General features: G+C 72.6%; 7 protein-coding genes. 3 read left to right on the forward strand and 4 right to left on the reverse strand.

Going from position 1 to position 13668, the window contains the following annotated elements:
- The first annotated feature begins 19 nt into the window (after nucleotides 1–19).
- The 3 genes from ACFZAX_RS14045 to ACFZAX_RS14055 all read left to right on the forward strand — a co-directional run bounded on the left by ACFZAX_RS14045 (nucleotide 20) and on the right by ACFZAX_RS14055 (nucleotide 5171).
- Entirely contained in the window at nucleotides 20–895 is an 876-nt protein-coding gene (locus ACFZAX_RS14045; protein ID WP_390961611.1) for an ABC transporter permease subunit, read from the forward strand.
- A gap of 209 nt (nucleotides 896–1104) precedes the next feature.
- A complete protein-coding gene (locus ACFZAX_RS14050; protein ID WP_390961612.1) occupies nucleotides 1105–2709 on the forward strand; it encodes an alpha-amylase family glycosyl hydrolase in 1605 nt (534 codons plus the stop codon).
- A gap of 50 nt (nucleotides 2710–2759) precedes the next feature.
- Nucleotides 2760–5171, forward strand: coding sequence for a discoidin domain-containing protein (locus ACFZAX_RS14055; protein WP_390961613.1), 2412 nt, complete (start codon nucleotides 2760–2762; stop codon nucleotides 5169–5171).
- Between the two features lie 68 nt (nucleotides 5172–5239).
- Here the strand turns inward: ACFZAX_RS14055 and ACFZAX_RS14060 are convergent, their stop codons facing one another.
- The 4 genes from ACFZAX_RS14060 to ACFZAX_RS14075 are packed head-to-tail and all read right to left on the reverse strand — an operon-like array spanning nucleotide 5240 to nucleotide 13522.
- Nucleotides 5240–6487 (reverse strand): TIGR02679 family protein, encoded by a 1248-nt coding sequence (locus ACFZAX_RS14060; protein ID WP_390961614.1) that lies wholly within the window; start codon nucleotides 6485–6487, stop codon nucleotides 5240–5242.
- A 47-nt stretch (nucleotides 6488–6534) separates the two neighbouring features.
- Nucleotides 6535–10620 (reverse strand): TIGR02680 family protein, encoded by a 4086-nt coding sequence (locus ACFZAX_RS14065; RefSeq protein ID WP_390961615.1) that lies wholly within the window; start codon nucleotides 10618–10620, stop codon nucleotides 6535–6537.
- Nucleotides 10617–11990 (reverse strand): TIGR02678 family protein, encoded by a 1374-nt coding sequence (locus ACFZAX_RS14070; RefSeq protein ID WP_390961616.1) that lies wholly within the window; start codon nucleotides 11988–11990, stop codon nucleotides 10617–10619. Before ACFZAX_RS14070 ends, ACFZAX_RS14065 begins: the two co-directional genes overlap by 4 nt.
- Complete coding sequence (locus ACFZAX_RS14075) at nucleotides 11987–13522, reverse strand: TIGR02677 family protein (RefSeq protein ID WP_390961916.1); 1536 nt, start codon at nucleotides 13520–13522, stop codon at nucleotides 11987–11989. The genes ACFZAX_RS14070 and ACFZAX_RS14075 overlap by 4 nt, the downstream gene beginning before the upstream one ends.
- Between the last annotated feature and the right edge of the window lie 146 nt (nucleotides 13523–13668).

The following is a 13668-nucleotide window of genomic DNA, read 5'->3' on the forward strand; positions in this document are numbered from 1 at the left end:
GACCCGGGGGAAACGACAGATGTCCACACGCACACTCATCTCGCCGGCCCAACTGGCGCGGCCCCGTGGCAAAGCCGTCTACTGGGTGGTATTCGCCCTCGTCATGGTCCTGTTCACGCTGGTCTTCCTCGGACCGCTGTACTGGATGGTGTCCGGGGGGCTCAAGTCCACGCAGGAGGCGGTGCAGTCGCCGCCGACGTTCTTCCCGTCGACGCTGACTCCCTCCAACTACTCCCGTGCCTGGGAGGTGATGGACCTCTCCCGCCTCCTCTTCAACACCCTGTACTACGCGTTCGGGGCGCTGGCCTTCCAGCTCGTGCTGGACGTCGCGGCGGCCTACTCGCTCTCCCGGCTGCGGCCCGTCTTCGGCAAGGCGATCCTCGGCATGATGCTCGCCACCCTCATGATCCCGGCGACGGTGCTGGTCGTCCCGCAGTACCTCACGGTGCTGGACGTCCCCCTCGTGCAGCGCAACCTGCTGAACTCGCCGTGGGCGATCTGGCTCCCGTCGGTGACCAATGCCTTCAACATCTTCCTGCTGAAGAGGTTCTTCGACTCCATACCCAAGGAGCTGCTGGACGCCGCATCGATGGACGGGGCCTCCCCGCTGCGCACCCTGCGCTCGATCGTCCTCCCCATCTCCCGGCCGATCCTCGGGGTGGTCTCCATCTTCGCGGTGGTCGGGGTGTGGAAGGACTTCCTCTGGCCGATGCTCACCCTGCCCGATCCGGCCATGCAGACCCTGAACGTCGGCATCTACTCGCTCTCCAACGGCGTACCGGAGAACGTACTGATCGCCGCCCTCACCATCGCGTCCCTGCCGACGCTGCTCATCTTCCTGCTCTTCCAGCGGAACATCATGAGCGGCCTCACCGCCGGCGGCCTCAAAGGCTGACCCGGTCCGGCCGCCCCGCCCGGTCCGGGGTGGCCGGTGCCGCCTGCCCGCACGACGTCCCGCCCGCGTGCGCGGACCCGCACACCCGTACGGCACGTACCCACCGCACATGCATCTCCCGAAGCCACTCCATGAAACCTCCGCCGCCGGCCGTGACCGCACGCCCCGCTGTCCGGCCGGCGGCGGACCCTGCCCGAAAGGACCCTCACGTGGCAGCCCCTCTTCCGGTACCCGCCGACGACTGGTGGCGCAGCGCCGCCATCTACCAGGTGTACCCACGCAGCTTCGCCGACGGTGACGGGGACGGTACCGGGGACCTCGCGGGCGTCCGTTCGAAGCTGCCGTACCTCGCCGAGCTGGGCGTCGAGGCGCTCTGGTTCACGCCGTGGTACGTGTCTCCGCTGGTCGACGGCGGATACGACGTCGCGGACTACCGCACCATCGACCCGGCGTTCGGGACGCTCGCCGAGGCGGAGAAGCTCATCGATGAAGCCCGCGAGTCCGGCATCCGGGTGATCGTGGACATCGTGCCGAACCACGTGTCGGACCAGCACGCCTGGTTCCGGGCGGCGTTGGAGGCCGGTCCGGGCAGTCCCGAGCGCGAACTGTTCCACTTCCGCCCGGGCAGGGGCGAGGACGGCGAACTGCCGCCCAACGACTGGCCCTCGCAGTTCTCCGGGCGCACCTGGACCCGGGTGCCGGACGGGGAGTGGTACCTCCACCTGTTCACGCCCGAGCAGCCCGACCTCAACTGGGCCCATCCGGCGGTCCGTCGGGAGCACGAGGAGATCCTGCGCTTCTGGTTCGAGCGCGGGGTGGCGGGCGTACGGATCGACTCGGCCGCCCTCCTCGCCAAGGACCCGGCGCTCGCCGACTTCGTGGAGGGCGTGGACCCCCATCCGTACATCGACCAGGACGAGTTGCACGACATCTACCGCTCCTGGCGGGCCATCGCCGACGAGTACCAGGGCGTCTTCGTGGGTGAGGTCTGGCTGCCGGACTCCGAGCGCTTCGCCCGGTATCTACGCCCGGACGAGCTGCACACCGCCTTCAACTTCAACTTCCTCTCGTGCCCGTGGCGGGCGGACCGGCTGCGGCGGACCATCGACGACACCCTGGCCGAGCACGCGCCCGTCGGCGCTCCGGCCACCTGGGTGCTGTGCAACCACGACGTGACCCGGACGGTGACGCGGTACGGCCGGGAGGACACCGGGTTCGACTTCGCCACGAAGGCGTTCGGTACGCCCACGGATCTGGTGCTCGGCGAGCGCCGGGCGCGGGCCGCCGCTCTGCTGACGCTCGCACTGCCCGGATCCCTCTATCTGTATCAGGGCGAGGAGTTGGGACTGCCGGAGGCGGACATCCCGCTCGACCGCATCCAGGACCCGATGCACTTCCGTTCCGGCGGGAGCGATCCGGGGCGGGACGGCTGCCGGGTGCCTCTTCCCTGGAGCGCCGACGCCCCGTACAGCGGCTTCGGCTCGCGCACGGAGCCGTGGCTGCCGCAGCCGGAGGGATGGGAGGCGTACGCCGTGGACCGTCAGAGCGGCGACCCCGGCTCGATGCTGTCGCTCTACCGGGAGGCGCTGCGGCTGCGGCGCACCACCGAGGCCTTCCGGAGCGAGCCGCTGACCTGGCTCCCCTCCGGCGAGGGCGTCCTCGCCTTCCGGCGCGGCCCGAGCCTGATCTGCGTCGTCAACCTGGCGACGGAACCGGCGGAGCTCCCCGCCCACACGGATGTCCTGCTCGCCGGCGGCCCCCTGGACGACCGGGGCCGTCTTCCCAAGGACACGGCGGTGTGGCTGCTGGCCTGATCCAGCCGCCGCACCGCCGTCCAGATCCCCCCCACAGGAGGTTGTGCACCATGAGCGTGACAAGAGCCGCACCCGGTGGACGGTCCGTGACCGCTCTGCTGGCCTCACTCGCCTGCACCGTGGCCCTCGGGACGGTGGCCACCCTCACCGGGGGCGGCGCCGGCTCCGCGGCGGCGGCCGAGGCGCCCGTACTCTCCCCGTTCGCGGTGGCGGGGCGCGGTGCCCAGGTCCCGTTCACCGAGCTGGAAGCGGAGAACGCCGCGACCACCGGTTCACCGGTCGGCCCCGACCGTACGTACACCACCCTCCCCTCCGAGGCTTCCGGGCGGCGCGCCGTGCGGCTCGACGCACCGGGCGAGTACGTCGAGTTCACCCTCACCAAGCCGGCCAACGCCATGACCGTGCGCTACTCCGTGCCGGACAACGCGGCGGGTACGGGCATCACCGCGCCGGTCGTGCTGAGTCTGGACGGGACCAGGCTGAAGGACCTCGACTTCACGTCCAGGTACGGCTGGTTCTACGGGTCGTACCCGTTCACCAACACCCCCGGCAGTCAGCCGCACCACTTCTACGACGAGACCCGGGCCCTCTTCGGGAAGACCCTGGCCGCCGGCTCGAAGGTCCGCATCACCCTTCCGTCCACCTCCGTCACCCCGTGGGCGGTGGTGGACCTGGCCGACTTCGAGCAGGTCGCGGCCCCGGTGTCCCGTCCGGCCGGCTCGCTCTCGGTCACCGACTACGGTGCCGACGCGAGCGGCGCGGCGGACTCCACCTCCGCCTTCCAGCAGGCGGTCGACGCCGGGAAGGCACAGGCGAAGGAGGTGTGGATCCCGCAGGGCACCTTCAAGCTGACCGACCACGTGGTGGTCGACCAGGTCACGCTCCGCGGCGCCGGGCCCTGGTACAGCGTGCTGGGCGGCCGTCACCCCACCGACCGGAGCCGCGCGGCGGGGATCTACGGCAAGTACGTCTCCGGCGGCGGGTACGGCGGCGGGGTCCGCCCGTACGAGGCCGGCGGCCCGAGCCGCAACGTCACGCTCAAGGACTTCGCGATCATCGGCGACATCACCGAGCGGGTGGACGAGGACCAGGTCAACGCGATCGGCGGCGCGATGAGCGATTCCGTCGTGGACGACGTGTGGTTGCAGCACACCAAGGTCGGCGCGTGGATGGACGGGCCGATGGACAACTTCCACATCCGCAACAGCCGCATTCTGGACCAGACCGCGGACGGGGTGAACTTCCACTGGGGCGTCACCCACTCGTCCGTGGAGAACACCTTCCTGCGCAATCTCGGCGACGACGGCCTCGCGATGTGGTCCGACACCAAGGCCGACACCGACAACGCCTTCACCGGGAACACCGTGGTGGCGCCGATCCTCGCCAACCACGTCGCGATCTACGGCGGCAAGAACATCTCCGTCACCGACAACGTCCTCGCCGAGAGCCTCACCAACGGCGGCGCCCTGCACGTGGGCAACCGCTTCCCCGGCGTCTCCCCCGGTCAGGGCACCGACGTCCAGGGCACCTTCACCCTCGCCCGCAACACCACCATCCGGGCGGGGAACACGGACTACGGCTGGCCCTTCCCGATCGGCGCGGTCTGGTTCGACGCCCGCAACAGCCCGATCGACAAGGCGACGATCAACGTCACCGACACCGACATCCTGGACAGCTCCTACGCCGCCATCCACTTCGTCTCCGGGACGACGAAGAACGTCAACTTCACCAACGTGAACATCGACGGCACGGGGACCTTCGCCCTCCAGTTCAACGATCCGGCGCAACTGTCGCTGACCGGTGTGCGCGCCACGAACATCGGTTTCACCGACGCCGTCTACAGCTGCCTCGGCTCCTCGCTGGCACTGACCCAGGGCACCGGCAACTCCGGCTGGAACACCAAGCTTCCGGCGACGTACTGCGGCCCGTGGCCCACCGCGAACTACGACCACGGCACCGGCACCTCACCGACGCCCACGCCCACGCCCACCCCGACCCCCACCCCGACACCGACCCCCACGCCCACCGGCCCGACTCCGGACCCCGGCCGGAATCTCGCGCAGGGCAGGCCCGTCACCGCGACCGGGTACGCGGACGTCTACACCCCGGCGAAGGCCGTCGACGGTGACGCCAACTCGTACTGGGAGAGCGTCAACCGGTCCTTCCCGCAGTCACTGACCGTGGACCTGGGAACGGCCACCACGGTGGGCCGGGTCGTCCTCAAGCTGCCGTCGTCCTGGGAGACACGTACCCAGACCCTGACGGTCCTCGGCAGCGCCGACGGCTCCGCCTTCACCACGCTGACCGCGTCGAAGGACTACCGCTTCGACCCGGCCTCAGGCAACACGGCGACCGTGACCCTGCCGACCGGCTCCGCACCCCGGTACCTGCGGGTCACCGGGACCGCGAACACGGCCTGGCCCGCCGTTCAGGCTTCCGAAGTGGAGGCTTACCGCTCCTGACGCACACGCGCCGCCGCCCGCCCGCGGTCGTGGACCGCGGGCGGGCGGCGGGCTGTGGCGGAGGCGGGTCAGACCGGTTCCGCCGACTGACGCACGCCCCTCGCGCCTCGTACGTCTCTCACGCCCTGGCTGCCGGCCAGGTCCGCCAGCAGCGTCTCCGCGACGAGCTCCTCGACGACCGCGACGCCCAGATCGGCCATGCTCGCGGTCAGTCCGGGGTCCCAGGGAGCCTCGGTGAGACGCCCCGGCGCGGGGCCGCCGCCCGAACGTGCGACGGCGTCGCGGTAGTCCGCCGACGACATGCGCCACGGACGGGCGGAGGTCTTGGCGAACACGTGAGCCGCGATGCGGATGCCCTCCCCGTCGAAGTCGCCGTGGTAGCGGAGGGCCGCGCCGTGCTCCGCGAGCAGGCGCAGGAAGTGGACGGCGGCGCTGTTGGGCCAGCCGGACGTGCAGACGAGCGGCGGGCAGGAGAGCCCGAACCGCCGCAGGGCGAGGGCCATCACACTGGGATTCTCCACCACATGGACGAGGGGCGCCGGGGCAGGCAGCGCGAACGCCCCGGGGGCTCGTACGAGCGCCAGGGTCAGGGCGGCGGCCTGCCCGGCCTCGGCGCACACCCGTGCCGTACCGGCGAGAGGCCCCTCGCCGCCCGGGCGCAGTCCGGCCGTGAGCACGGTGGCGGAGAGTTCGTCGTCCGCGACGCCCGCCCTGCCCCACAGGGCGCGCCGGTCGGCCGAGGACTCCGGCGGCCCGGTGTCGTGGAGGGCGGCCAGAGCCCGCAGGACCAGCGAAGAGAGCCGGGTCCCGTCGTCCAGGGCGTGGGAGTCGCCCCGGACCACCCGGGCGGCGAAGACCGGCAGCGGCTCCGCGTGCGCGGGCAGCGCCGCGAGGGCCGTCAGCGCGTCGGTGAGCAGGGACCGCGTGCGTTCCACCGAGCCGCCGGTGAGCCCGGTGGAACGGCAGGCGGCGGCCCAGTCGGCGAGCGCCGGCTGCGCCCGCACCGTGGCGTGGGTGTCCAGCCAGTTCCACAGTCCGTCGCGCTCGTCCTCCAGACGGCGGCGCTCGCCCGCCCGGTCCGCGAGCGGGCCCACCACCTCGGTGACGGCTTCCCTCACCGTACGTCCGCAGAGTTCGCCGACCGCCTCCTCCAGCCGGGCCAGCGCGACGAGGGGCCGCTCCTCCGGCAGCCGGTCCAGCCCGAGGAGGTCGGCGAGAGCTTCGCGCTGGGCTCCGTCGAGCGGTCCGACCCGCACCCGTGCGACGGGCCTCCCGGTGCTGAGGCGGTCGTGCACCGCCTGCCACAGAGGGAGCAACTCCGTTCTGTGGATCGCAGGTTGACCTCCGCTGTGCGGCGGGTTGCTCATTCCGCCTCCAGGCCGGAGCCGTTCCACACGAAGCGGGCGCTGGTGACGGCGTCGTCGTCCGCCCCGGTGAGGAGCTGGTGGACGGCGATGCCGGGCAGCTCCGCGTAGGTGCACCATTCGTGGTCGGAGGTGAGCAGGAGGTCCAGGTCGAGAGCGGTGAGCAGCGCGAAGATCTGTCCTCGGTTGGTGGTGTCGACCCCGACGAACACCTCGTCGAGCAGAATCGGCCGGGGGGCGCCGGGAACCGCTTCGTAGTGCGCAGAGACGGCGACGAAGAGCGGAAGGTGCAGGGCGATGGCCTTCTCTCCGCCGGACAGCGCGCCGTGCAGCTTCTTGGTCAGCGGCTGCCAGCCGGCCCCGTTCGCGCGGTCCAGGCGGACGGTGAACTGGTGCCAGGCCGTGTAGTCGAGCACCTCTCCCAGCTGCTCCTGCCAACTCGATGAGGTGTCACTGGACTTGGCCTCGTCGATCCTGGACCGGAAGAAGGCGTGCAGGGCTTCGCGGTCCGTGTCGGTGACCCGGCCTGGGTCCTTGAGGAGCAGTTCGCGGGCGGTACGGGTGCCTTCGGGGAGGTCCGGGCGGATCTGCCACACCAGCTGGACGGCGACCTTCGACGCGGTGCGGACGCGTTCGAGGTGGCCGTTCATCCTGCCGACGAGTTCGCCCGCCTCACGGATGCGAGTGGCGAGATGCCGTCGGATGTCGCCGGTGAGGATCTGGTCGAAGAGGCGGTGTTCGGCGCCGGTGATGTCGTCCCGGCCCCGCTCGCGTTCCCCGGTGAGCGCGGCGAGCAGCCCGGTCGCCCCGACGCGTACCCCGTCCAGGGTTGCGGAGAAGAGATGGATGTCCTCGTCGGGCTCCAGGTCGAGGTCGGCCCGGGCGCCGAGATACCGGCGGGCTTCGTGGACCGCTTCCAGGAGGCGGGTGGCGGCGTCGGCGAGGTTCCGTGGGGCGTACGGCACCCCCGACCACTGGGACGCCACCGCGCGGGCGGCCTCCAGCGTGGCCTTTGCCCCGTCCTCCGCGCCGAGTTCGAAGGCACTGCCCGCGTCCTCGGCGAGCCCGGTCGCCCAGAGGTGCCGGAGCCGGACAGCCGCCGCGTCGCGTGCGGCTGCCGCCTTCTCGCGCTCCACCGCGTCCTGCTCGCTGACGGCTCGCAGCTCTCCGAGCCGCCCCACGAGACCGAGCAGGAGTTTCGCCGCCCGCTCCCCGCCCTCCCGGCAGCGGACCAGTTCGTCCCGTGCCTGCGTGACGCGCTCCACGACCTGCCGGTAGTCCTCGCCGACGGTGGACTCCACCGCCTGCAGGCGTGCGCGCAGACCTTCGGCCTCGCTCTCGGCGGTTGTCGCGTCTTCCTCCCCGTGCACGGCGTCCTGGTGGGAGCGCTCCGCCCGGCCCGCGAACGTGCGGGCCCGGTCCGTTGCCGCCGCCGCGTCGAGCCGGGAGTCGACCCAGAGGTCGGCCATGTCCCGGAACGTGTCGACGGCGCGGGAGAGCGCGCGGAGTCGGTCGCTGTCGGTGGGCAGGCGGAGCTCGGAAGCCAGGCCGCTGAGCGCGCGCAGGGCGGCCGCCACCTTCTGCTCGGTGCGGTCCAGGTGCTGGGCGGCGTCGCGGACGGCGTCGTCGCGGACGCCCACCTGGTCCTCGGCCCGGTCCCAGGCGCGCCGCAGCCGGTCGAGTTCCTGGTGGCCGGGGCACGCCGCCCGCTCGCCGTTCAGCCGGTCGCGGCGGGTGGCCAGGGTGCGCAGGTCGTCGTCGAGGAGGGCGAGGGAGGCGTTCGAACCGCTGATCCGGTCGGACAGTTCGGTGATCCGACGCTGCCGCGAGCGCTGCCGGGCCGGGGCGCCGATGTGCGCGGGCTCCGGCTTGCTCCAGGTGCCGGTGGCGGGCGCGAGGCGCCATGCGCCGTCCGCGGAGACCGCGGCCGGGTGGCCGGCGGGGAGCCACGGACCGTAGGCGATGCCGGCGAGCAGGCGGGCGACGGTCTCCTCGGGCAGCGGGATGCCGGCCTCGGGCCTCAGTACGTCGAGCAGGCTCGGGCCGGGCGCCGGTACGGCCAGCGCCGCTTCCGCGCGGGTGTCGTGGCCGGGCAGGGCGGGGAGGCCGTCCGGTCCGACCCAGGCGTCCAGCAGACCCGACGCCTCAAGGGCCGCTTCCACACCCGCCTGGACGGTGACCGGAACGCCTTCGCGGAAGGCGACCAGCCGCCACAGTGGTCCGCCCGTCACCGAGGGACGGACCGTGGTGCGGGTATACGGCGGCGCGGGCGGCAGACCGGTCTCGCGGCGGAGCCCCTCCACCTCGCGCAGCAGCGCTTCCCGCTCCTCCAGCAGGCTCCGTCGCGTGGTCCGGACGGTGGCTTCCGCCTCCGTGACCGCGGTCTCCGCCCGGCGTGCGGCGGCGTCCACCAGGTCGGCCACCTCGGTCGCGGACGCCGCGCGTGCGGCGAGCTCCTCGGGTTCGGCGACCCGGAGTTCGGCGCAGCCCCCCGCCCAGACCCGCAGCCGTACGGCCTGCACGGAGACCGCGTCGTGCCAGGCGTCCGCCGCCTCGTCCCGGGCTGCGACGGCCGACGCGAGCCGCCCGCGGGTCTGTTCGAGCGTGTCCTCGGCGGCGCCCCGGTCGCGCACCGCCCGCTCGTGGACCTCCAGCGCCTCCAGGACCCTTTCGACCGCCAGGCGCCGGCTGTCGACGGCGCCCCGCACCAGTCGGCGGGCCTGCCGGGCGTGGCCTCCGTCCACTTTCGGGCGGGCCACGTCCAGGAACGCGATCGTCTCGTGGTGGACCGACTCCAGGCCTGCCGCCCGGGCCGCTCCCCGGGCCTCTTCAGCGGCTTGGCGGGTGTGGTCGGCGAGCGTACGGGCGTGGCCGGCCGCCTCGGCGGAACGCTCCCGGTCCTCCTCCGCGCGGGCCCGGCCGGCCGCGGCGGCGGCGCGCTGCCTGCGCGCCTCGGAGGCGGCCTCGTCCGCACGGCGCCGGAGCCGGCCCAGCTCGGCGCCCTGCTGGTACGCCTCGCTCTCGCGGAGACCCTCGATCGTTTCTTCCAAGGTGTGGGCGCGCCTGGCCTGCTCGTCGCGCAGGGTCTCGGCGGCCTCCCGCTCCTGGCCGGCCCGTTCCAGTGCCTCGGCGCTGAGACGGGCGACCCGGGTCAGGTCGTCCATCTCCGTGGTAGCGCTGATCAGCGCGGCGGCACCGGCGCGGAGCACCCTTCGCGCGTAGCCGCGTTGCCCGGCGGCGACGGTCTCGGCGGCCGCCACCTCCTCGTCCAGCCGCTTGAGGTGCTCGCGCTGGCGGTCCAGCCGCTCGAATCCCTCGGCGAGTTCGCCGATCTCGTTCTCGCCGAGCGGGGGCAGTGCGCGGGAGAGGAGGGTCGAGAGCAGCGAGGGGTCGAGCCGCTCGGAGAGTTTCGGCTGGCGCAGCTGGAGGAGGGCGGTCAGCAGCGACTCGTACCGCTGCTCCCCCATTCCGTCGAAGAGTTCGCGCCGGACCGCCGTGCGGTGGTCGGCGGCCGAGGCGTGCAGTTCGCCCCGGCCCTGCAAGGCTTCCGCGAGGGCGGCCCTGGTCAGTGGCTGTCCGCTCCCGTTGACGAGAGTGAGGCCGCCGGGGTGGGCGATCCGGGCGCCGGTGGTGAAGTAGTCGGTGTGCACCCCGCTGGTGTGCACGCTCGCCTGAAGTCGCGCGCCGCAGCCGAACCAGCGTTCCTCGCCGTCGTCGCCGATGCGGCGGAACTCCATCCAGACGTATCCGACACGTGTCTTGGTGGTGGCGCCCTCGCCGAGCAGGTTCCAGTGCATGGTGCGTTCGGAGCCGCCGAACGTCGACAGCCGGCTGGGCCGCAGGCTGGCGTCGAAGAGGAAGGGCAGCAGGAGTTCCAGGGCCTTGGACTTGCCCGAGCCGTTCTGGCCCCGCAGCAGGAGACGTCCCTCGTGGAAGGTGAAGGTCTCGTCGTAGTAGCGCCAGACGTTGAGGATGCCGGCGCGATGCGGCTGCCAGCGGTGACGGACCGGGCTGTCGGCCGACCGGGCTCCCGGCCCGTCGTGCGCCTCTCCGCGTCGCGGCGGGGGAAGCTCCGTCACGCTCACTGCTCGTCTCCTTCGTACAGTCCTGCGGTCGGCGGGGCACTGGTCCGGGGACCGTGGGCTGCGGGGGGTGCGTCGGCCGTCGCGCTCTTCACGCGGTAGCGGTGGGCTGCCGGCCGGGCGACGACGCGGCCTCCGGACCGCTGGACCAGTCCGTTGTCCTGCAGCACGCGCACGGCGTCCGCGGCCAGCCGGAGCGCGCCGTCGTCGGAGTGGTACGCCTTGGCCCAGCGGGGAAAGCGGCGCAGCAGGTCCGCCCCGGCCTCGCCGAGCTGTTCCGGCAGCAGGCCGACGGGCTCGGCGCAGAGCGGCTCCAGCAGGAGGAGGGCGGCGACCCGGGCGGTGGACGCGTCGTCCGGGAAACGGGCGTCCGTGGCGGTCGCGTCCGTGTCGACGAGCAGGAAACCCTCGGCGCGCTCCTCCAGGACGAACCCGGCCTGCTCGACCGAGCGGCGGAGGATCTGGCGTCCGGTGAGGGAGGTGACGTAGGCCAGTTCCTCGTCGGTGAGGTCCGCCCGGTGCAGGACGGGATCGTCGAAGAGGCGGCGCAGCACCGAGTGGCGCAGCCACAGATTGCGCTGCGGCGCGGTGGCGGCGCCCGGTACCTCCTCGTCCGTGGCATCCGGGTCCGCGGCACCGCCGTCCACGGCTTCACCGGGGGTGCCCCCGGCATGGCCATGCCGGTCCGGGGCCGAGCCGTAGCGTCGTTCGCGCACGATCCCGGAGAGGAGCTCCTCGAAGCGCTCGGGCACCTCGTCCGGCGGCACGGCCAGCCGGGAAGCCCCCACGGGCGCGGCGGGGAGCCGCAGCAGCATCGTGGTGTCGACTCCGTAGAGGACCTTGGCCTCCGCCGACTCGACGTACGTGTCCGTGGCACCGTCCACCGCGCGGAGCGCCCCGTACGACTCCAGCAGCCTGAGGACGTCCACGAAGGCCATTCGCTCCGAGCGCCGCACCGGGTCGAAGGCGGGAAGGGCGTGGTCGGCCACCGTGGCGCGCACCACCCGGTCGGCGAGCAGACCGATGGTCGTCATCGGCATGGTCAGCAGTTCGGCGGCGGCTACGCACAGCAGGACGTAACGCCGACGGTCGAACGGCGCCCGCCCGGCACGGGGTCTGCGCGCGGGGCGCGAGTCGTCGGCATCCGCGCGGACCTTCGCGAGGCGCGCATACCCTCGCCTCGGCTCGACCACCAGATTCCAGCCGCAGGTGTAGTCGAACCATTTGGCCAGCGGCACACGGCGGCGGCGTACGACGCCGAAGCCGGCCGGGTCGGCGGCCTCGGTCAACAGCGGTTTGGCCAGCAGGATACGGATGCCCCGGGATACCTCCTCCCGTTCGGCGGCGGCCTGTTGGTTGGCGAACGAGCTCATCCCGCGACCTCTCGCCGAGCGGATTCCCCGGGGCCCGGAATCATCCGGGCCCCGCCCGGGAGCGTGATGTGGACGAGGCAGTCCGGGCCGGCCAACGCGCCCTGACGGGTGCGCAGTACGGCCGTGCGGCCGTCGGCGGGGAGCACGAGGGCGATCTCCACCTGGCCGTCGCCGGTGATCGCGGTCCGCTTCCCGGTGCTGTCCGGCCGGGCGGACAGGGCACGGCCCAGCAGGTCCAGCAGCCGCTCGAAGACCAGGGGGTCGAGGGTGCCGAACGAGGACAGGCGCACAGGGCCGTGCGTCGCGAGACCCCGCAGGGCGAGGGCGAGTTCCTCCCGCTCGGTGCGGGCCCGCCGAGACCGGGCGGCCTTGACCGCGGCGACGTCGCGGACCCTGGCGGTGCGGGTGAACCGCTCCGTTCTTCCGCTGCTCCGCAGCAGCGCCGAAACCTCGACGGGCGGCGCCTGGGACCACGACACGGTCGAGGAGATCAACTCCGGATCGGGGTGCGCGAGATGGGCGTGTCGCGCCGCCCCCAGGCCGAAGGCCACCGACCACAGCCGGTGCATGTCCTCCTCTCCGGGGGCGGCGGCGAACCAGCGCGCCAGCTCACGGAAGTCCTGCACGGCACTGGAGGAGCGACGGCGCGATTCGTTGATCCGCTCCAGTACTTGGAGGAGGGAGACGATGGCGCGGCGGGCGATGTCGTGCAGTTGCTCGATGCGAGGGCGGGAGCCGTCGTCCGGCAGGAACCAGGCCCGCAGACCGGCCCAGCGGGCGCGCCTGCTCTCCAGCCACCCGGCGGCGGGGTCTCCTCCTGCCGCGGGAGGCAGTTCGGCTCCCCGCAGAGCGCGTTCACGCATCACGAAGACGCCCCGTTCCTCCACTCTGGCCACCGCCTCGGCCACCGCCCCGCCGCGCCGGTCGAGGTTGACGAGGAATTCCTGGAGGTAGGCGACAGTGGCGGCCTTGACCTCGCGGAAGGTCTCCGGGTCGGCGCTGTCGGCCCGCAGCAGGCGCTGCAACTCGCCGTTGAACGCTTTGGTGTTCTCCACCAGCGCTTCCAGGTGTCCCTCCAGCTCACGCAGGGTGGTGAAGATCCGGCGGTCGGCCGAGGCGGGCTCCCCGGACAGGAGGCACAGCTCGTCGAGCCGGTCGGAGATCGCCTCCAGCACCGCCGTCTGCAGAGCCCCCGTCGACGCGAGCACCTCCAACGCGTGCCGGACGCCGGCGAGGGCCGCCTCGCCACGCCGGGTCAGCGAGAACTGCAGGTTGCGCCGCTCGTACTCCTCTGCCGTCCGGTAGTTCTCCGCGTGGTTGTGGACCACGTCCAGCAGTTCCCAGTGCACGAGGCCTTTCAGTGCCTCGTGCAGCTCCTCGTCCTCCAGCGCGCCCAGCCAGCCGGCCGTGCGGAGTCGTTCGCGGACGCCGTCGAGACCGAGCGCCGTCTCCAGGTGTTCACCGGCCGCACCGAAGGCGTCCAGTACCGCGCCGTAGAGGCCGGCCCGCTCGCCCGTGGTGAAGCGGAACATCTCCGGTGGAACCCTGCGCACTCGCTCGCCCTTCACCCGCCGCCCCAGCCACTGCCCCACCGTAGGGGCCGCCATCGATGATCTGATGGTAAGTCCCGGAAGAGGGCTGTTCGTCCGGCCGGAGGCGGTACGGTGTCCCCCTTCGG

It is taken from the genome of Streptomyces sp. NPDC008125 (genome assembly GCF_042957125.1).
Lineage (GTDB): Bacteria > Actinomycetota > Actinomycetes > Streptomycetales > Streptomycetaceae > Streptomyces.

Excerpts from the sequence above, each read along its gene's own strand:
- ACFZAX_RS14055 (WP_390961613.1), top strand. The coding sequence starts at position 2,760 with ATGAGCGTGACAAGAGCCGCACCCGGTGGACGGTCCGTGACCGCTCTG.
- ACFZAX_RS14075 (WP_390961916.1), bottom strand. The coding sequence starts at position 13,522 with ATGTTCCGCTTCACCACGGGCGAGCGGGCCGGCCTCTACGGCGCGGTA.
- ACFZAX_RS14070 (WP_390961616.1), bottom strand. The coding sequence starts at position 11,990 with ATGAGCTCGTTCGCCAACCAACAGGCCGCCGCCGAACGGGAGGAGGTA.
- ACFZAX_RS14045 (WP_390961611.1), top strand. The coding sequence starts at position 20 with ATGTCCACACGCACACTCATCTCGCCGGCCCAACTGGCGCGGCCCCGT.